We start from the raw sequence: 20947 nt of genomic DNA, 5'->3' as shown, positions 1-20947 counted from the left end.
ACCCCCGTGACCGAACTGGTAACAAAACTGATGGGCTTTGGTTTTACCAAGACCGATGCATTGGTTTACATCAATTTATTGAAAAATGGCCGTGCCAGTGGCTACAAGATAGCCAAAGAAATTTCTCTTTCCCGCTCTTCGGTATATTCATCGATCGACAACTTATACAAAAATGGTTGTATTTTCTTATCCGACGGTGAAACCAAAGAATATGAAGCAAAGTCTCCCGATTTGATCTTCAATCAGATTGAGAAAAAGACTATAGAGGACATTCATATCCTGAAAAAGGAGCTGTCACGTATGATGCTCCAGGAAGAGAAAGAGTTTATTTACAATGTCTCCGGATTCGAGAATCTGCTGCAGAAAGCCAGAGAGCTGCTCAATCTGGCGCAAGTCGAAGTGTATCTGAATACAGATTTTCATCTTGATTTACTCGCCGACGAAATCTCTCAGGCGATAGAACGAGGCGTTCGAGTTATCGTCTTTTCCTTCAACCGACTGACACTGCCACATCCAAAAATTGAGCACTATTCGCGCTCTGAAAACCCGGAGCAACGTTATCCGTCGCACCGTTTCATGATGGTGATAGACATGAAACAGGCCATGATTTTTTCGCACCGTGAGGAAACGCAGGGGCTCTACTCTAATAACCGCCTAATCATCAAAATGATGGCAGAGCATATCCACAGTGATATTTATCTCACGGAGTATGAGAAGCTGGCTCCAGATCAGCGTTGCCGAATCGCAACCGTACATGAACTGGAAAATAACATGGTGGCAGATGGCCGCCTGATCTCTCAGGTACAAACCTCGAGCTGATGTTGTTTTGGGATGAAATATCTTGTAAATAATTTATTTTTTATCGCTCTCGGGCCTTTCTTATGTGGAAGGCCCTTTTTGTTTTTATAAAAGTTATTATTTATCAGTTGATTGGCGTTATCTATCGTTCGGGTTTGCGGTGTTTGTATTTTGGTAATCTTAGATCTCATTTTTGAGTTCTATACTTTTATTTATGCGTAATTAAAATCCGCGCGTATTTTTTATCAACACTTTTGTAAGGTAACTTGAATGTCTACTAAATTAGCCAACCCTGCGCCGCTCGGTCTCATGGGTTTCGGTATGACGACTATTCTGCTGAATATTCACAACGCAGGTTTCTTCCCAATCGATTCGATGATTCTTGCGATGGGTATTTTCTACGGCGGTTTGAGCCAAGTGATTGTAGGCATCATGTGCTTTAAGCGCGGTGATACATTCGGTACAACGGCGTTTACTTCTTACGGTCTGTTCTGGCTGACGCTGGTTGGCCTGTTGGTGATGCCAAAAATGGGTCTGCCAGCAAGTCCTGCACCGTTCATGGGTTGGTACCTCGCATTGTGGGGCATCTTCACAGGATTCATGTTCATCGGTTCACTGTGCTACCCAGTGGCAAAACAAGTGGTGTTCGGTTCACTGACCATCCTGTTTGCACTGCTAGCGATTCGTGATTTTACTGGTAGCGAATTCATCGGCATGATCGCAGGTTTCGAAGGCATCTTCTGTGGCGCAAGCGCAGTATACTTCGCGATGGCGCAAGTGATTAACAACGAGTACGGCCGCGTGGTTCTGCCAATCGGTGAGAAGAAAAAAGCGGCTCCGGTTGCACAAGAAATCGCTGCGTAATTAAACGTATCAGGAAAAGGCTGGCCAGGTGCCAGCCTTTTTTGTACCCCAATTGAACTTTAAGTGGCCCACCTCCGAGCATGCGGTTTGAGCGTGGAGACGTTATTCCTGGATCGGGACGGCGGATTCATCTTTAAACAGGCAAATGGTGCGCGCCGAGCCACTGACTGCCATTGCCTTTCCCTTGGTATTGTTAAAGCAGTAAATGGTTTTACTCTCCCCATCAATCGACTGCGTCTTTTCAACATATTCCCGTTCGTCGTCATCAAATAACAGACTCAGTTCATCGCTCAATAGATTAGAGATTCGATGCCCTGATGGACTGATCGTCAGATAAGCCACAGCGCCAATCATGGATGAAAAAGAGAGCGCACTCACCAACAGTAACTTTTTACGGTACTCGTGATGAGGTTTGGTGATGGGGGGGCGGGGCTTTTTGGGGCGGTTAGTGGCGTGCTTTCGTTTGGTCTCCGTCACGATTTTGTAGCCAATTTTAGGCAGGGTTTCGATTTGAACGACCTGCTTTAAACAACTGTGATTGATTTGCTTTCTAAGGCGAGAGATACACTGGTTGAGGCTGTTTTCATCCACCAATAACCCTCGGTTGCCCCAAATGGCATGAAGCAGGGTTTTGCGCATCACAAATGTGTTCTGATATTCGAGCAAGGTGCACAGTGCGACGCACTCATTGTAACTGATCAGGTATCGTTCCCCATCGGTGGAGAAGATGCTGAATTGCTCAGGCAAAAATACACTTCCATCGCTGAACTCGTACTGACATATGTTGAAAGTCGGCTGATATATATAGCCTTCAAACTCTTTCATTATAATCCCTTGTTATCTATGTATGGAAAGGTTTGGTCTATTTGAATGTCACAGAATTAAATATTGTTATCCACATCATTCGCATGGATTCTATTTATATTTTCTTGTTTTTGCATATTACATGTCATTAATTTATGTTTTTTTATATGAATCACTGTGAAAAAGGGTGTTTCATTGGGTTGATTGTCCGTTTCTTGTTGTAATTCATTCGCTGCGTTTGTTGCGGCTTTTGTGTCGTATGACGCCATCAGTCATGAGCGTAGCTTAATAAACAACGAGTTCCATTGAATTGGTCAATGAATAATGAATGAATTGATTAATTGAATGGGTTAATGATTATTTAAAATAGATAGAAATAATATTTATAACGGAGTTAATTCATGCTTTTTAAAACGAAAAGAAACCTGTTAATGGTCGCCACAGCATCGGTTTCAATGGTTGGTGCGACGTTGTCTGCGCCTGCGCTTGCAGACAACGCCACCAACGTTTATTTCAAGGGAGAAATTGTGGAGGCGGCTTGTGGTTTGGCACCTGACAGCATCGATCAAACCATCGAATTGGGTCAGCACCCAACGCACATTTTTAAAGCGAAAGGCGACCGTTCAACACCGGTATCGTTCAACATCAAGTTGACGGATTGTGATACCACCATCTCCAAGACGGCGAGCTTTACCTTCCTATCGAACCAAGATGCCACCGGCAAACTGTTTAGCGTGGAAGGCGGCGCCACCGGCATTGGCGTGCGTATTCTGCACAATGGCAAACCGGTCGATAACGGCGCAGTTGCGGCGAGCAACACCCTGCTAGATGGCACCAACATTGCGTCGTTCTCGGCTGCGTATGAAGCGAACGTCGATGTCACGGCTAATCCGGTGACCGCCGGTAATGCGGAATCGTGGGCGCTGCTTCGCGTGAGCTACCAATAATAAGATTGCCACAGCTTCGGGCGGCGCTCGAGGCTGTGTACCTGCCGTTTAATCTGGATATTCCCAATGCGCTTAGAGTTAACAATTATGCTCTTGGGCAGTATGACTATTGCTTCATTTTCTACATCGGGTGCTGAATTTAATAGCCATTTTATTAAATCATCCAGTGTGGTCGATCTGAGTAAATTTAATCAAGCGAACTATATTCCAGATGGAATATATCAGTTCGATATTTTCTTTAATCAGGATTATCTCTATACCGAAAGAATATCCGTTGTCTCTGAACAGGTGTGTGTGACCCAAGCAATGATTGAACGTATGCCACTTAATTCACTTGGTTTGGGAAAATATTTGTCGACATTCATGCCTGAAAATAAGGAATGTTATCAGCTCTCACAAGTGGCATTTTCAAATATCCAGACCGATTTAACCAAAGGTCGAATGGATATTACCTTGCCGCAGGAATATTTGGCGGAAGAATATAAAAATGGTTTTGTGAATTCAAATCTATGGGACGACGGCATCGGCGGTGTGTTCTTTGATTATCACTCCAATTACTTTGCCACCAAACAAAATCAGGATAGCGATTGGTTTGATGATTGGACGACCTTTGGCGTGGTCGGTGTCAACGCGGGGCCTGTGCGTTTGCGTGCCAATTATCAGCAATCGTCGCAAACCCGAGGCGAGCTCACCTCATACTACGGCTACCTACCATTGCGCCACATAAAATCCAAATTGAGTTTTGGCAACACCGCGTTTGGTTCGGAGATCTACGCGTCGTTTCGCATGAATGGTGTGCGGCTGCAAAGTGACGATCAGATGTTGCCCGCTTACCTGCGTGGCTACTCGCCGGTGATTTCCGGAACCGTTGAAGCCCCTGCGGTCATCACCCTTTCTCAGCAAGGGCGCGTGCTGAAAGTGGTCAATGTGAATCCCGGCCCGTATGTGATTGACGATCTGTCGCAGTCGAGCCAAGGCGAAATCGATGTCGAAATTCGGCTGGCAGATGGCAGTGTGCAGCGGTATCAGGTTAACGGCGCATCGGTGCAGTATTTGACGCGCCCCGGGCACATTCGTTACAGCCTGTCGGCTGGCGCGCCGGATCGCGACATCTATGCACATCGGCCCGGCTTCGTCTCGGCGGAAGGTTCGTATGGCCTGAATAACCAATGGTCGCTGTTTGGCGGCACGTTACTCTCCAGCGACTATCAGGTTTACACCCTCGGTTCTGGGGTGAACTTTGGCAGCATGGGGGCGCTGTCTGCGGATGTGTCGTTTGCCAACACTGAATTGCCGGATGGTGAATCGTTATCGGGCACCTCGATCGGCGTGAGTTACAACAACACACTCACCGATTGGGGATTGGGGATGCGCGTTGCGGGCTATCGCTTTTCTCAGGAGAAATTCTACGAGTTCGATGAGTACCTGCACAGCTTTGATGCGCGAAATCAGGCCTTGTTGTATCAGGCCAACAATAACAAGAAAGATGAACAGTACATCACGCTGACGCAAAGCATCGCCAACACCAATTTGTTTTTCTCGTACAACGCGCGCAATTACTGGGATTCTCGCCGCAGCTCGGAACGCTACGACCTCACCGTGTCGCAGCCGTTGTCGGTCAATGGGTTGATGTTCTATCTCAATGCCAACGTGTATCGCGCGCAGAGTCGTCACGTCAGTTACAGCGATACTCAAGGTTGGCAAAGCACCGACGCCAGTCAGGATGAGAACGGGTGGTCGGTGGGGATTTCCATTCCCCTTGGCAACAGCCACACCGTGTCGATGCAGTCGCGCCACACGGCCGATCGTTACGCGCAAACCCTGTCTTATGCGGGGCGTGATAACGCGCGCAATGCCAACTATCGCCTTGCATTTGATGAGTATGAAGGCGAGTCGGTTGGCGTGAGCGGCAACTATCAGCGCAACTTTGCGTATGTCTCGACGTCGCTCGGCGGCAGCGTACAAAGTGATGCGTACAAGCAGGTCAACGCCAGTGCGTCCGGTACGGTGTTGATGACTCAACATGGCTTGGCTTACAGCAATTTAACGGCTGGAGACACACGCCTGCTACTCGACACCAGCGTGCCTGATGTGACGATTCAAGGCACGGGCAAACAGGAATCGAATGCGTTTGGTTTAGCGTTGGTCAACGGGATCACGCCGTATCAAAAAAGCCAGAACACGGTCGATTACAAGGCGCTGCCGAAACACGTTGAGGTGCTGGATTCAGTCAAAAGCGTGGTGCTGACAGAAGGAGCGATCGGCTATCAGTCGGTTCGTGCTCGTCAGGGCGAAAGCTATTTGGCGCGCTTGGTCTCGCGTGACCCCATTCCGTTTGGCGCATCGGTGATCGACGAACGCAATCAAGAAGAGGTCGGCCTCGTCGGCACGGCGCAAGCGGTTTATCTCTCTGGCGTCAATCAAGAGAGCGAATTGAGGGTGATTTGGGGGCAAGCCCAATCCTGTCGCATCGCGATGGAAACTCCACAACACGGTGAGCGTTCGATTCGCTTACTGAACTGTCATTAAATGTTTGAGGCGATATGAAAACACATCTCACTTGGGTCGCGCTGCTTTGGAGCGTGTTGGCTGCCAGTGCACACGCAGCGTTGGCGCTCGATCGCACGCGGATCATTTTTCCGCAGCAGAGCGCATTGGAAACCGTGCGGGTGAAAAATCCGGCTGAACAGCCGTACTTGTCACAGGCTTGGATCAGTGATGAACAGGGCAATGAAATACTTGAACCGTTTATGGTCGTGCCGCCGCTGGTGCGCATTAACAGCGACGATTATGCCGTATTGCGGATTGAAAAAGTGTCGGGGTTGGATGAATTGCCAAGCGATCGTGAAAGCGTGTTCTATTTCCACGTACGTGAAGTGCCACCGAAAGAGATGGCGTCAAGCGCGCAGAGTCGAGTGGGGCAAACCGGCGGCTCGATTCAGTTTGCCATTGAATCGGTCATCAAACTGTTTTATCGCCCGGCCGCGCTGAGTCAAATCAAGAACATCGATTTGGCGCAGGCCAAAGCGACCTCGATTGAGATGGTGCAGGAGGAGATATGGCTGGAAAACAACTCACCGTTTTATGCCACTTACTTTTCGATCACCGACAACCAATCGAATCCGGTCAAAGGGTTTGAGTCGATCATGCTAAAACCGTTCAGCCGCGAAAAACTAACCATGGCGGTGAAGGGGGAATACTTCATCACCCACATCAACGATTACGGCGCGCTGATCACCAATCGATATCAATGTGGCAATCAGCGGTGTCAGTTTGTTGATCGCGTGAAATAGGAGTGTTGTGACATGCAAGCGATTCGCGTGGTTCTACTTTTCATGTTTGCCTTGGGATGCACTTTGGGTGGGTCGTCGGCATGGGCGCTCGCCTGTTATAGCAGTGATGCAGGCGGCGTCTTTGGCGGCAGCGGGCCTGGCGGTTCGAGCCGGTTTTATATCGACCCATCGGCGTCGGTGCCGGAGATCGCGCCCAACGATCAAATCGTGTGGCGCGGCGCGACTCAGACCGTCAGCATCACCTGTTACAAAGACGCGTCCAATCACCCAACGTTGAAAAAGAATGATGAGCAAGTCTATTTCTGGCCGGGCAAAACGGGCGACATCGGCGTGCCGGATATTCCGGGGATCAAAATCGGCTTTCGTTATCAGGGCATGGATATTTACGGAGCCAAAACGCCCGTGAGCGGCTTTGTGGTTGAGCGGTGTAAAACGGGCGAATCGAACTCGGCGTGTGAGTCGCGCACCCAGATCACCAAAGTGATCACCTTTCAACCGATCATCGTGACCGCCTCGGGAACATTTACGGGTTACAGCTCGGCGCTGAACATTTTTCAGGTCGATGGTGAGAAGGGCTACAACAACCGTTACGCCAACTATTTCAGTGTGATTGAAAACATGGATGTGTTACAGCCATCCAAATGCGAGGTCGAAATTGAACTGCAAAATGACGATATCGACTTTGGCTTGTTGACTGAAAATGATGTGCGCAACAGCGTGACTCAACCGCTGAATATTGTGGTGCGCAATGTCAAATATGGCTCGGATTGTCAGGCCGTGAAGCTGCGCGGCTATTTCAGCAACATTCGCGATACGGGCAACAACCAATACGTGCCGGTGTTTGGTTCGGATGGTCAGCCGATGCAAGGGGTGGCGATTCGAATTGAAGATCAGAACGGTCAACGCGTCGAACTCAATGAGCCGATTGGTGCTGGGTTTGAAATTGAACAAATCGGCTATGAACGGTACCGCGCGGTGTTGTATGCGCGTGATGCCAATGCCATCGACAAGGGCAGCTTTGAGGGCATGGTGGTGTACTCCGTGTCTTACTTGTAGGAAGGAACAGGATGAGCAAAACATTTTTTGTGTGGATGACCATCATCACGGTGCTGGTCTCCTACAGCCTACTGGCCGCCGAAGCGCCCCATGAGTCTTGGGATCGATCGGGGTTGTATTTTTTTGCCGGTGGCGGAAAAGCCGAACTGCGTGGCAGCGATGTCGCTGCGAGCGACAACATCACGCAGCTGCGCTATGGGGTTGGGTATGCCTTTCCGTCGCTGAGCGCTGAAATTGGCTATCGCGATTATTCCGATGGCAAAGACTTGACCGTTCGAGGTTGGGACGTGGTGGCGAGCCAAACCCTGTTGCAATGGCAAGCACTGGGCCTTCGCGCTGGGGTGGGCGGTTATGTGTATCACTCACAGACCGACAACGCCCTCTATGACAGCAACACGCGCTTTACCGGCGTGGCGCCCATGCTCACGGTGGGCGGGGATTACCAGTTGCACGAAAATATTGACGTGCGGGTGCAGTATGAGCGTGTGTTCAATCTGGCGTTGGTGAGCCCGATGTACGATCGTAAAACGCATGCCGATCTCGACCAAATTAGCCTTTCTGTGGTGGTCAAACCTTGGGCGAGCAACACCTATGCGGCGCCGATCCTCACGCCGCGCCCGGTGGCGGTGGTCGCTGAGGTGCAGTCACCCCCTGTCGAACCGGAGGAATTACGTTTTGAACACGTCTGGGCCAGTGATGATTATGTGTATAACTCATATCAGCTGACGCCTGCGGTGAAAGCGCAGCTAAATACGATCATCGCCGCGCTGGTGATGCAGCCGGATTATGTGATTCATATAACGGGCGGCGCGGATTCACGCATGGCGTATCGTCGCTATAACCACCAATTGGCGCTGCGCCGAGCGCAAGCGGCACAAACTTACCTCATGCAACACGGCGTCAAGCCCGCGCAGATTGTGGTGGCGGCATCGCTGACCCATCTGGCGCAAGGAGAGGCAGACAATCCAGCCGCGCGCAAAGTGACTATCGATGTGCGCCGCGCCGCCGAGGTGTCCTCCCGTTAAGCAAATCTCGTGATGGTTAGCGCCCACGTGACGTATGGAGCAAATGCGTCACGTGAAGGCGTGCCCCAGCAACGACTGGTTTCGTACTGACGTTGCTGACCGCTTTGCTGCCCACGTTGACGCCTATTGGGGCGTGAAACAAGATAAGTCCTTAATGAAAAACAGGTTGTTTCAAGACAAAGAGCTGAGTTAGCTTAGTTGGTGATATTTCACACACTATAAAAAACACAACACACAACAGGAATGTATAACCATGTTAAGGACAATTACTCAGCTGTTTCCGCTGTGGGCGGTGCTGTTCTCCGTCTGCGCCTACGTATTTCCCGCGACCTTCGTGTCGCTGAAAAGCCAGATCGTGCCGCTCCTGACCATCATTATGCTGGCCATGGGGCTGACGTTAAGACCGAAAGACTTTCTCAATGTGGTCGCCAATAAAAAAGCGATTGGCATTGGCCTTGTACTGCAATTCTCGGTGATGCCGCTTGCGGCGTTGCTGATCAGCGTGCTGCTCGGCTTCGACCCGATGCTGACCATCGGCATGGTGCTGGTGGGCAGTGTGGCAGGGGGCACGTCATCGAACGTGATGTGTTATCTCGCCAAAGGCGATGTGGCGCTTTCGATCACCATGACGTCGATTTCAACCTTATTGGGCGTGGCGCTCACGCCGTTGTTGGTGGAGTTACTCGCGGGTCAAAGCGTGGATGTGCCAGCGCTCAGCATGCTGATGAGCCTAGTGAAAATTGTGCTCGTGCCGGTCGGCGTGGGGTTGCTGCTGAATGTCTTCTTGCATACCGTGACGGAAAAGCTGGAGCCGATTTTGCCCTTGGTATCCATGGTGGCGATTGTGCTGATCATTGCGATTGTGGTGGCGTTGAATGCTGAGCAATTGACCACCATTGGGCCGATTGTTGCGGTGGCGGTTATTTTGCACAATAGCATTGGCCTTGCTGCCGGTTACGCGATTTGCCGCGCTTTAGGGTTCCATGAGAGCATTTGCCGCACAGTGGCGTTTGAAGTGGGCTTACAAAACTCAGGTTTAGCGACGGCGCTGGCGATGAAATTCTTTACGCCCGCCTCTGCGGTTGCCGGCACCATTTTCTCGATTTGGCACAACTTGTCAGGTTCGTTATTGGCGGGATATTGGGCCAAGCGTCCGTTAGACCATCGCGCAGGGGCGACATCTTCCGTGAGCGCATCAGACACCCAATAAGCGCGGTCATCATCAACTCGGGCCGTGTTGACGGTCACGAGCCGGAAAAGAAAAGGGCCAACATCGTTGGCCCTTTGGTTTGGTGTTATCCACTGCTTTTTTTAAGTTATTAGGTTGAAGGCTGCTCAACAGTTTGAGTGTCTTCCACCTCAGCGCTCGGTTCTTTGCCGGTTTTGCGCTTGTACTTCTCTTCCCAATACGTGGCGTTTTTAATACCCAGTTTCACCGGGTTGAAAATGTATTCACTCACGCCTTGCTTTTGCTGATCTTCATAATCTTTCAGCGCCGCCATGGTGGGTTTCGCCATAAAGAAGATGATCAGAATACCCACGATGTTCAGCCAAGCCATCAGGCCAACACCCACGTCACCCATGGCCCACGCAAGGTTTGCGGTTTTAACCGTGCCGTAGAACACGGCCGCCATGATCGCCAGTTTCAGGATGAACATCAGGCCGTCCACTTTGAAGGTACGACGGATGTAAGCAATGTTGGTTTCTGCGATGTAGTAGTACGCCAGAATCGTGGTAAAGGCGAAGAAGAACAGCGCAAAGGCGACGAAGGGTTTACCCACGCCAGGCAGCGCACTTTCAATCGCCATTTGGGTAAACACAGGGCCGTTGGCGCTGATGTCTGCGGCGATGTTTTGCACCAAGAACGCACCTTCTGCGCCGCCGTGTACGTTGTACGCACCGGTGATCAGAATCATAAACGCGGTTGCAGAACAGACCAGCAGCGTATCGATGTAGATCGAGAACGACTGAACCAGACCTTGCTGAGCTGGGTGCTCAACACTAGCCGCTGCTGCTGCGTGTGGGCCGGTCCCTTGGCCCGCTTCGTTGGAGTACACACCACGTTTTACACCCCAGCCGATGGCAGCACCAATCCCCGCCATTGGCGTGAATGCGTCACCCACGATCATGGCGAAGATGCGTGGCACTTCACCGATGTTGAGCAGAATGATCACGAATGCGGTGATCACGTACGCCAGCGCCATGAATGGCACCACGATTTGCGTGAAGTTGGCGATTCGTTTCACACCACCAAAGATGATGAAACCCAACAAGATAGAGACAACCGTACCAGTAAAGATTTTTGCGAAACTGTAAGTACCGATCCCGGTATCAATCATTGGGCCTGCACCAAATGCGGCTTCCACGGCGTTGCCGATACTGTTCGACTGTACACCCGGCAGGAGCACGCCACATGCGAAGATGGTCGCGATCGCGAAAATCCAAGCGTACCATTTCTGACCCATCGCTTTTTCGATGTAGTACGCTGGGCCGCCGCGGAATTCGCCGTCGTCTTCTTCTTTATAAATCTGTGCCAGCGTCGATTCTGCGTATGCGGTTGCGGCGCCAAAGAAGGCGACCACCCACATCCAGAAGACGGCGCCTGGGCCACCAAAGCCGATCGCTGCTGCAACGCCAGCGATGTTACCTGTCCCCACACGGCCTGACAGTGAGACGGCTAGGGCTTGAAACGATGAAATCCCTTTGGATGAGCTTTTGCCAGATAGCAGCAAGCGCCACATTTCAAAGAAATGACGGACCTGAACGAAACGGGTCAAAATGGAATAAAACAAACCGGCACCCAAGCAAAGGTAAATCAATACCGGGCTCCAGATAATTCCATTTAGAAAATCAACAAATGACTGCATGAGTATTTTCCCTGTTTAAAGATAGTTGTGTTTGTTTTGCGTTCAACATATTAATCTTTTTGTAACTCAAATGTTAATTGATTTGTCTGGTAATGCGCAGGAGCGTGATATGGAACACAAAACTCTGGAGTAATGTTAAATTTTGGCTGGCTTTATTAGCATTTGATTAATTAGTGAGCGTTTTGTGTCTTATCGCATTAAGTACGTAAACAATACGTCTAGGTATGAATAACTATTCGTTATAAAGTGCTGTGCTGAAAGCGGGGTAAAGATTAGATGATTATTCTGATTAAAAATTAAACAGCATTCAAATGCGGAGTTCGATCCGCTTCCCAAACTCTGAAGCGAAGATTGTATTGTGGAAAAATCTCACCTAAATTTGATGTAAGGCTTTGATTCTTTTAATGGAGTAACATTATGTTGATTCAAATAAACAAAAGTCTTTTGCGTGTGGTGGCCCCATCGTTATTCACGGCTTTGGGTGTCTTTTCTTCCTCTTCAGTGCTTGCCGACAACGTCACCAAAGTCTATTTCACAGGCGAGATTGTTGAATCGGCGTGCGGCCTCGCTTCCGACAGCGTTCATCAAACCGTTCAATTGGGCCAATACCCAACCCATGTGTTTAAAGCCAAAGGTGATCGCACGCAGCCCGTGCCGTTCACGATTCGTCTCACCGATTGCGATACCAATATTGCCCAGATCGCCAGCTTTACCTTTTATGCCAACCCAGATAGCAGCGGTAAGCTATTTCAGGTCGATGGCGGCGCTCAGGGCATCGGGGTGCGTCTTTTCTACAATCATCAGCCGCTGGATAATGGTGCTGTTGCGACTATGAAAACACTGGCCGATGGCGAGAACGTCACGCACTTTGCCGCCGCCTATGAAGCCAACACGGATGTGACCACCTCACCCGTCACGGTCGGTCGCGCGCAATCTTGGGCGCTGCTGAAAGTGGCTTATCAATAAAACCACCGCGCCAGCATGAGTGCATCACGCTGGCGCAGGTTGCGTTCAAACGTGCTCGGTTAAGAGGCGTTTTGATAGCGGAACACGTTCAGGCCACTGGTGTCGATCTCCGCTTTGCCGCGAGTCATGATGTCTGCCAGCAGATGTGCGGAACCACAAGCCATGGTCCAACCCAGCGTCCCGTGACCAGTGTTGGTGAACAGGTTATCGAACTGCGTCGCACCGATGATGGGCGTGCCATCAGGCGTCATTGGGCGGAAGCCAGTCCAAAATTGCGCTTGGTCGAAATCGCCCCCTTGTGGGAATAGATCGCGCACCACCATTTCAATCGTCTCTTTACGTGCAGTTGGAATCGATGGGTCAAAGCCCGCCAGCTCTGCGGTGCCCGCCACACGAATGCGGTCATCAAAACGGGTCAGTGCCACTTTGTACGTTTCATCCATGACGGTTGATTGTGGTGACAGTTCTGGATTTACGATTGGCACAGTCAGTGAGTAACCTTTCACGGGGTAAACCGGAATATCAATGCCCAGCGGTTTCAGCATCGCCGTAGAGAAGCTGCCCAACGCCACCACGTACGCATCGGCTTTCAGCAGGCCTTTATTGGTTTGGACACCGACGATCTTTTTGCCTTCCGTCGCCAGCGATTTGATTTGGGTATCGAACTCAAAACGCACACCGTGAGCTTTCGCCAGTTCCGTCATTTGCTGACAGAACAGGTAGCAGTCGCCCGTTTCATCATCCGGCAGGTACAAGCCGCCCACCAGTTTGTCTTTCACTGGAGACAGTCCCGGCTCTTGCGCGATACATGAGTCGACGTTCATCAGTTCAAAACGCACGCCGCTCTCTTCCAGCAAACGCATGTCTTTTTCAATCGAGACCAGCTGCTTTTCATCACGGAACACTTGCAGCGTGCCTTGCTGACGACCCTGATATTGCACGTTGTGCTCTTTGTTCAGTTGGGTCAGGCACGCGCGGCTGTGGTTGGCAATCGCCAGCATGCGCGCTTTGTTGACTTGGTAGCGCGACAGTTGGCAGTTGGCCAGCATTTGAGTCATCCAACCCAGCAGTTTGGGATCCAGTGACGGTTTAATTTTCAGGGGCGCGTGTTTTTCAAACAACCATTTGACCGCTTTTTGCGGAATGCCCGGCGCCGCCCATGGGGAGGAATAGCCGTAAGAGATCTGTCCGGCGTTGGCGAAGCTGGTCTCTTCAGCGCTGCGTGGCTGTCGGTCGACGACCGTGACGCTGTGTCCTGCCTGAGACAAGTACCATGCTGAAGTGAGACCGACCACACCACTCCCTAATACGATAACTTCCATAACGACTTCCTATGACAAAGGCTGTTGATTGTTTAAAACGACTGACTGTTTTATGAAGTCGCGACATCAATAGGGCGACTTCTTGTTTGTGGGGAGTAGTTTCTTTGCTTTACCTTTTCTTAACAATCGATAATATTTATCACCAGTGTTTAGTTTTTTTATAAGCAAGCGGTATTAAGCAAGCCATGTTAAAAAGCCACAATGTCTCCGCGTTACATACCTTTATGCAGGTCGCGCAGCACCCGAGTTTCAGTAGTGCAGCGAAAGCACTGCACCTGACTACAGGGGCGATTAGCCAGCAATTGTTGCAATTGGAAGGGCAACTAGGTTTTAGTCTGTTTGAACGACATTCACGAGGCGTACGTTTAACCGAAGCGGGGCAGACGCTGCTCACGGTGTTGCAACGTAGCTTTCAGGAAATTGATTCAGCAATACAAAGCCTTAGCCAGCGTGACAATCGCAAAGAGATTCGCCTCAAGCTGACGCCGTCGCTGGCCTTTAAATGGTTAGTACCGCGCCTGGATGACTTTTATCGCCACAACCCAGACATTCAGATTCAAATGTTTGCCGAAGGCGCGCTGGTGGACAGTGATCGCCGAGATTTCGATCTTGCAATTGACTACGGCCCGCTGCCATACCCCAAACCAAATGCAGAAATGTTGATGGAAGAATCGTTGTTGCCGGTGATGAGCCCGGCTTATCTGGCAGCGCACCCGCAATTAAGCCATGCCGCTGGCTGGCAGGATGTGGTGTTGCTGCACGATGCCATGCCGTGGGCCAAAGCGCCGCGCGATTTTGAATGGCTGTATTGGGCATCCGAGATGGGATTGGAACTCGCGACCCAACGCGGCCATTTCTTCAACCGTACCGACATGGCGATGTCTGCCGCCGAAGCGGGCGTGGGTATTGCCATGGCACGTATGGCGCTCATCACCAATGAACTCGACAGCGGCAAACTGGTCACGCCTTTTACCCCCATCGCGGCCAACGCCGGTTATTTCCTCATCACCCACACCGCCAACGACACCACCCGCATCTTCCGCGATTGGCTGAAAGCGCAGATTGAAGGCTGCTGAAAAGGAATGATGACGGAAAGGATAGACGGTGCGTCGATACTTGGCTCACCAAAGATGGTGAACTCAGCCTTGTTCAATGTAAGCATTGGAAAGCGCGAAAGGTTGGGGTCCAAGTGTTGCGAGAGATGTATGGTGTGATGATTGAACATCAGGCCAGCAAAATGATCATCGTGACCTCTGGTGATTTTACCGCTGAAGCGATCACTTTTGCTCAAGGTAAACGGTTGTGGCTAGTCAACGGGAGCGAATTAGTTCACATGATCGAAGAGGGACGCAGCTTGACGCAAAAGCCGGTGATTGAAGAACCATCTCCTCAATTTCCTCCTAAGTTGTGTCCTAATTGTCATTCTGAGCTGGTCGTGCGTATCGCGAAAAAAGGCCAGAATGCAGGCAAATCGTTTTACGGCTGCACAGCATTTCCGAAGTGTCGGTATACCTGTGATTGTTGAGAGTCTCTGGGCTTGAGCATCCCAGTGTTTAGAAGCAATACGAAGGTTGTCGTACTCAGCTCAAATTGTACTTAGGTCTGAACGATGTAGATACAAAAAGGGCCAACTCTTGCGAGTTGGCCCTTTCCAAACGTTTGGCCCGGTGTCATCAGGCGTGTTTGTTTAAATGCATGATATTTAATGTTTTTTATGATTCGAGTTTTATCTTGGTACTAAAACCACTTGTGATAAACAAGTGTGACGCTTTGTGTCTACGTCACGGGCTGCTTGTTTGTGCTGCAGCTGCGACTATTGAGGAAGTCGAGCTGGGTTTTAATCTCCTTCTCTAACTCACCGACATAAATCAATGATGTTTCGATATTGGCATATTTTGCGCTTCTGCTTGCACTAAACCAATTGAATGACCCCACAGCCATATACCGATCATCAGCAAAAACGCTTTTACTATGGACACCATTGATCACGTTGATAACGATACCAAGTTGTTCCAAGGTCGCACAACAATGTTGAAACGCTTTTACCTTATTGGTATCTGGGTGATTTGCGACCGTGGTATTGAAATGTCTGTCGGTGTGTATGGTGATTTGAACACCTTTGTGCAGTGCCGTTTTTAGTAGTTCTAGTTGCCCAGTTGATTGCAGTTTGTCTAGCAGTAACCAAGGTGAGACGATATCAATGCTTCGTTGTACTTCCCCCAACAGTTTAGACAAGAACGCATCGTGCTCCTCGGCATTGGTGAGCAATTTTGGATGGCCGCATATTTGTAATAAATCGGGACGCTGACCAACACTAAACTCAAGCTCATTCCGCTCGTCAGTGAAGAGATACTTGGCCAGTAATCCTCGTGGAGAAGATGATGGAGCCGCTTCGATGATATCCAAATCACCAAAGACCAAGAATGCATCTTTAGCTCGCGAGACAGCGACGTTAAGCATTGAAGGATCCATGTCGATAAACCCGCCATCGTTGTGTCTAGTATACACCTGAGAAAAAATGATGATTTTGCGCTCAGCACCTTGAAGGGAATGAACGGTGCCAACGGTGAGTTGATCTTTCCCTTTACCTGCTTTGATCTCGTAGGCATGACACGCGGTTTTGATCTGGTTCACTTGAGCTGAAAATGGCGTAATGATACCCACACATTTGGCCAGTGGTTCACCGTAGTAATTCTCTATTTTAGCTTTATTAGCATGTAGCCATGCAGCGATAGTTTCTGCTTCTAGTTTATTGCGTCGGCTGCCGCTAAATGACTCCGCGATACCGTCGACGTGTAAATGACTGAAAGGAGAGTAGAGGCTATCTTCAGTTGCTTGTCCTCTCTTGGGGATCAGGATGCCCTGATAGCAAAGTTCATTGCAGTACGAGATTAATTCATCATAACAGCGTCGGTGTTCTTGCAAAAACATGCCAGGTTCCGCTTCTTGCATATAATGAAAACGGCTTGCTTGTTGGGCTACATGCATCGCACTGCCAGTCACGACACTTCGGCCTGCCTCTTGAATGGCTGTGTATTCATCGTCTGATTTGATCACTTTATGTTGTTTTAAATTACCTCGATCAATCGATGAGCTCACATTTCTAATCGGCGGGATTTGGTAAATATCACCGATCACCAAGGCTTTTTTGGCGAGTGCGAATGAGGCTGCGGCAACTTCTGGGGCCACTTGGCCAGCTTCATCAACGATCAAAAGGTCTATTTCATTAAGCAGATAGTCTGTTTCAAACTCATTATTCCCAACGTGAGACTGATAAGTCATATGAGAAGGCAGAGAATGGAACGTTGATACAATACAAGGGGTGAGCATCATCCGCCGCTGCCAACGAGGACGAACTGTTTTCAAGCCTGTTTTCCGGGCCTGCTTGTTCAGTTCTTGGCCCATATCTCTGCAACTCAGTAACCAGCATGCTTCCCAGTAATGGACAGCTAAGCGGAACATTCGAAAACGGGTCGTGATATCCAAAACCGAATCGATGTCGGCCAGTTGTGGAATGGTTTGTTCTGGAGCGTTCTCAGTAAGGTGATTAATAGAATCAAGCCAATTTTGCTGTGATTGCTCAAACTTTTGATACTGCTCTAACCAAGATTGATATCGGTTATTTTGATCGTCAAAATCATCTTTTTTGCTAGAAAATACTTGCTTGAGTAGGCTCTCAAATCGATCTGATGACAGATTTTCAATGTGTTCTTCATCGTGCTCAATAAGGCTGAACATGAAATTTTTGCGCTGAAGTTCAAGTTTGTTCTTGATTGGCGATAGCCACCTAAACAGAGTTAACCATGTAGATTCGTTGCCTAGGTAGGTTCGCCATGCAGTTAACCGTTCTTTGGCGTTATCTTTCAATGCTTGCGCATTAGAAACCGCTTGTTGTTGATCTGCCAATGTTTGTTGTGGATTGTCCCCAAGGCGTGAATGGATGTCATTCAGTTGGCGGTTGTAGTGATGCCAATTGCTTTGGATTTGATCTAACTGGGTTTGATGTTGGCGTAATTCGACAAGGAGATATATTTTAACTTGCGTTACATCAGCAAAATTCTGTTGTGGAAACGCCTGTTTTGCTCTATCCAAATAATGCGCTTGGGCTTGATCGAGAAAATCCAATTGTTCGACTTTTTCATAGAAATGCTTAGTTTGGTAGCGTTTGGCAGCTTCCGATTCACCATAGGCTGATGGCAGGTAGCCTCCGTAGCTAAAAATGTCGGGTAACCATCGGCCTGATAGCTCATCGTCGCCCTCATCGAAATCTTTACCAAAAGCATCAATGATGTTGGTTACGGCTTGGTTATTCGTCGATGCTGCAATGATGAGCGGTGGCTGACTCTCTTTTAGCGCCGATTCAATCCACAATGATGCGACTACAGATAGAACAAACGTTGTTTTACCCGTGCCAGGAGGGCCATTGACCGCAAGAATATCGCCTTCCTGCAGGGCTAAGGTGTGGGCCAAAGCATCGCATTGCGCTTTAGCTAACGGGAATTGACGATTTGAGTGACCAAAACGCAGATTCACTGTCTGAGATACATCAAGACACGCATCGTGGTTGGTTACTGTTTTTGCCGCGTAACTATCAAGCAGAGGCAAGTCTTTGCTTGAATTACAGAGGTTATCGTACAGTTTTAAAATATGTCTTGAGGCCCCTAAACACTCGCTGATTTTGTTGACTAAACCACGACTTTCAATGTCTTCGTAGAACTGCTCGATTCGGGATCTATCGCAGTAGTCGGCAAACAGTTTTTGGGTGAGCCCGTAATAGTTTTGCCAATCTTTTTGATGGTTCAGATACTGTTCTTCTTGTTCGAATTTGGTTGGAATACCTTCAGCCGATTGGGCTGTTATTTCGTGCACTGTCAGGAATTTATCGAGTTTATCGACGTCAGCTATAGTAAAGGTGTCCGTCCCTTGAGGAGCAAGTAAATCACGAGGTATGAATGGCGCGGTGTGGGGAAACATTAGTCCTTCACGATTGATCCACAAAGAGCAAATAATTGGCGTCAGTACCCCTGGCATATTGCCGCTGTAATCTTTGCCATGAACCTTCCTAAGATAGTAGGTGACTGGGCGAAGATGAATTTGTACAGCGGTGAGGGTATCTGGTTCATTGCGAAACAGCTCTTCTAGCAAGGGAGAACCCGGTTCCAGCCTACCTTCTTTGAATTCGTTAGTTGTCGTCCGCTCATAATTCGTCAGATCTTGCTTTTTTAATGCACCTTTCGCGCTGTCGGCATCGGCAAGCGAATTACGCCAATAGTGAACCCAGCCCTGATTATTCATACCTCACCTTGGAAACTTTGCTTTAAATGTGTGATTTAAAAACAGTATTGTATTTCATACAGAACGTTTTTATTGGAACTTTGGTCGATTATTTGATGGAAGTAATGTGTGAATAAAAATTAGTAGGCGCGAATTCTTTGATGATGAGTTAAAGGGGGGATCTGTAATCAACTGAATTTCGAATCAGTTAAAATCCTGTCGATTAAACATAATGAATAAGGGGCGTGTTTGAAGGCCAAACCATTGTCCGAATGGATTGCCAGACGACAACAACGTTTGTTTTCTCGATAACACAAAACTCCATCTTTAGTTTCTCAGTTGATAAAAATTGGCTCATCGAGCGACTGTTAATTATTCAGAGAACGCAAGTAATGAAAGAAGTTATTTAGAAGTTCATGCCGTGCATCTTCGTCGTTAGAAAAATTTGCATCAAAATTTCTTGTTGGTGCGCTGTGTTTTGATATCGATAAATAGCACAGGCTTGAGTGCCAAAATCTAGAACAAATAGTTTAAACATGAAGATAGAAATACAAAAAGGGCCAACTCTTTCGAGTTGGCCCTTTCCAAACGTTTGGTGGAGCTGGCGGGAGTTGAACCCGCGTCCGAAAACCATTCATCTTTGGTACTACATGCTTAGTCGATCTTTAATTTCACCACCGCCTGCGAACCGACACGCTAACGAATGGCTAACCTGAATTAATTCTCGCGCTTCATCCCTCAGGTGGGGGAATCCACGCCAGCTTGATTGGGTTTGACCTTCCTGATTTCCCCGTCTTACAAGCGGAAGCTAGGGAGGAAGGGCTCTGAGCAGGGTATTAAGCTGCTAGTGCGTAGTTTTCGTCGTTTGCGACTATTTTTTTGCGGTTTGTTAACGAGGCCTACCGCACCTCGGCATGCACCTTAGACTTCAAAATTCCCGTCGAATCCTGAATCAGCCCCAAGGTATTGTTCGCATACTACCAGAAAAGCTTTTGCTGTCCAGCCATATGCGTTCAAGTGGTTAAGATTAGCGCAGGTTGTTGCTCTTCATGACGCGAGCTTTCTGACGCTGCCAATCTTTTTCTTTCAAATCGTCACGTTTGTCGTGCAGTTTTTTACCTTTCGCGACACCGATTTTGATTTTCACCCATGAGCGAGACCAGTAAAGCGCAGTGGCGATCAGAGTCATGCCTTCACGGTTGATACGACCAAACAGGTTGTCGAGTTCACGACGTGACAAGAGCAGCTTGCGTACACGGGTCGGGTTTGCGACGACGTGCGTGGATGCTTGCTGCAGTGGTGTAATCGTCATACCGGAGATAAACGCTTCTCCGTCACGCAAGAAAACGTAGCTTTCTGCGATATTGGCTTTGCCTTGGCGTAGAGATTTAACTTCCCAGCCTTGGAGCTCCATGCCAGCTTCGATTTCATCTTCAATGAAATACTCATGGCGAGCTTTTTTGTTCAGCGCGATAGTGTTGCTACCCGCTTTTGTGTTTGATTTTTTCTTTACCATAGTGGGCGCATTATACGGATTGGTGAAAGGTTAGGAAATGCTTTTCTTTGCGTAGCATAAGGTTAACGGCAACAGAGCTCAAGAGGGATTGATGCAGTAACTTGAGGTCGTGCGGGGATAAACGTACAATCGCTGCAATGTGATATTCCCAACGGACCGATTGCGGTGGGATCATCCGTACAAATGATGAGTTGAACAAGAATTCTGGGTAATGT

At 48.9% G+C, this 20947-nt stretch carries 16 protein-coding genes, 1 other RNA gene and 1 pseudogene; 12 read left to right on the top strand and 6 right to left on the bottom strand.

The window, feature by feature from the left end:
- The first annotated feature begins 6 nt into the window (after window positions 1–6).
- Window positions 7–819 (top strand): TrmB family transcriptional regulator, encoded by an 813-nt coding sequence (locus VFA_RS21820; protein ID WP_038152741.1) that lies wholly within the window; start codon window positions 7–9, stop codon window positions 817–819.
- Window positions 820–1068: 249 nt separating this feature from the next.
- Window positions 1069–1662 carry an acetate uptake transporter gene (locus tag VFA_RS21815; protein WP_014205631.1) on the top strand — a complete coding sequence of 198 codons (594 nt, stop codon included), beginning with the start codon at window positions 1069–1071 and terminating at the stop codon, window positions 1660–1662.
- 102 nt (window positions 1663–1764) lie between these two features.
- Here VFA_RS21815 and VFA_RS21810 read toward each other — a convergent pair whose 3' ends face one another.
- Window positions 1765–2409, bottom strand: coding sequence for a winged helix-turn-helix domain-containing protein (locus tag VFA_RS21810; RefSeq protein WP_004729306.1), 645 nt, complete (start codon window positions 2407–2409; stop codon window positions 1765–1767).
- A 488-nt stretch (window positions 2410–2897) separates the two neighbouring features.
- Between VFA_RS21810 and VFA_RS21800 the strand changes: the two genes are divergently transcribed.
- From VFA_RS21800 to VFA_RS21775, 7 genes are all read left to right on the top strand, one after another.
- Complete coding sequence (locus tag VFA_RS21800; RefSeq protein ID WP_004729305.1) at window positions 2898–3413, top strand: fimbrial protein; 516 nt, start codon at window positions 2898–2900, stop codon at window positions 3411–3413.
- Window positions 3414–3515: 102 nt separating this feature from the next.
- A complete protein-coding gene (locus VFA_RS21795) occupies window positions 3516–5942 on the top strand; it encodes a fimbria/pilus outer membrane usher protein (protein ID WP_232281759.1) in 2427 nt (808 codons plus the stop codon).
- A gap of 14 nt (window positions 5943–5956) precedes the next feature.
- Window positions 5957–6706, top strand: a complete 750-nt coding sequence (locus VFA_RS21790) for a fimbrial biogenesis chaperone (RefSeq protein ID WP_004729301.1) — start codon at window positions 5957–5959, stop codon at window positions 6704–6706.
- 12 nt (window positions 6707–6718) lie between these two features.
- Window positions 6719–7762: a fimbrial protein gene (locus tag VFA_RS21785; RefSeq protein WP_004729300.1), complete on the top strand. Its 1044-nt coding sequence runs from the start codon at window positions 6719–6721 to the stop codon at window positions 7760–7762.
- Between the two features lie 11 nt (window positions 7763–7773).
- Window positions 7774–8787, top strand: coding sequence for an OmpA family protein (locus VFA_RS21780; RefSeq protein WP_004729298.1), 1014 nt, complete (start codon window positions 7774–7776; stop codon window positions 8785–8787).
- A gap of 43 nt (window positions 8788–8830) precedes the next feature.
- Complete coding sequence (locus VFA_RS23950; protein WP_004729296.1) at window positions 8831–8980, top strand: hypothetical protein; 150 nt, start codon at window positions 8831–8833, stop codon at window positions 8978–8980.
- A 60-nt stretch (window positions 8981–9040) separates the two neighbouring features.
- Window positions 9041–9997 (top strand): bile acid:sodium symporter family protein, encoded by a 957-nt coding sequence (locus VFA_RS21775; protein ID WP_004729295.1) that lies wholly within the window; start codon window positions 9041–9043, stop codon window positions 9995–9997.
- A gap of 109 nt (window positions 9998–10106) precedes the next feature.
- Here VFA_RS21775 and VFA_RS21770 read toward each other — a convergent pair whose 3' ends face one another.
- Entirely contained in the window at window positions 10107–11654 is a 1548-nt protein-coding gene (locus tag VFA_RS21770; protein ID WP_004729293.1) for an alanine/glycine:cation symporter family protein, read from the bottom strand.
- Between the two features lie 417 nt (window positions 11655–12071).
- Here VFA_RS21770 and VFA_RS21765 point away from each other — a divergent pair, with 417 nt between their 5' ends.
- Window positions 12072–12620 (top strand): fimbrial protein, encoded by a 549-nt coding sequence (locus VFA_RS21765; protein ID WP_014205623.1) that lies wholly within the window; start codon window positions 12072–12074, stop codon window positions 12618–12620.
- 59 nt (window positions 12621–12679) lie between these two features.
- On the opposite strand, the gene VFA_RS21760 is transcribed toward VFA_RS21765, so the two are convergent.
- Entirely contained in the window at window positions 12680–13942 is a 1263-nt protein-coding gene (locus VFA_RS21760) for a D-amino acid dehydrogenase (protein WP_004729287.1), read from the bottom strand.
- A 185-nt stretch (window positions 13943–14127) separates the two neighbouring features.
- Here VFA_RS21760 and VFA_RS21755 point away from each other — a divergent pair, with 185 nt between their 5' ends.
- Both VFA_RS21755 and VFA_RS21750 read left to right on the top strand, forming a co-directional pair.
- Window positions 14128–15018: a LysR substrate-binding domain-containing protein gene (locus tag VFA_RS21755; RefSeq protein WP_038152736.1), complete on the top strand. Its 891-nt coding sequence runs from the start codon at window positions 14128–14130 to the stop codon at window positions 15016–15018.
- 8 nt (window positions 15019–15026) lie between these two features.
- Window positions 15027–15467: pseudogene (locus tag VFA_RS21750) on the top strand (restriction endonuclease); the annotation flags it as partial.
- 251 nt (window positions 15468–15718) lie between these two features.
- Here the strand turns inward: VFA_RS21750 and VFA_RS21745 are convergent.
- From VFA_RS21745 to smpB, 3 genes are all read right to left on the bottom strand, one after another.
- Entirely contained in the window at window positions 15719–19237 is a 3519-nt protein-coding gene (locus VFA_RS21745; RefSeq protein WP_004729280.1) for an AAA domain-containing protein, read from the bottom strand.
- A 572-nt stretch (window positions 19238–19809) separates the two neighbouring features.
- Window positions 19810–20176: a transfer-messenger RNA gene (ssrA, locus tag VFA_RS23565) on the bottom strand.
- 67 nt (window positions 20177–20243) lie between these two features.
- The gene (gene smpB / locus VFA_RS21735; RefSeq protein WP_004729276.1) at window positions 20244–20732 is read right to left on the bottom strand and encodes an SsrA-binding protein SmpB; all 489 of its coding nucleotides are present in this window, start codon (window positions 20730–20732) and stop codon (window positions 20244–20246) included.
- Window positions 20733–20947: the final 215 nt, after the last annotated feature.

This window comes from Vibrio furnissii CIP 102972 (assembly GCF_000176175.1).
GTDB classification, from domain to species: Bacteria; Pseudomonadota; Gammaproteobacteria; order Enterobacterales; family Vibrionaceae; genus Vibrio; species Vibrio furnissii.
Note: the sequence above shows the minus strand (reverse complement) of the source record. Positions and strands in the feature narration are given on the sequence as shown.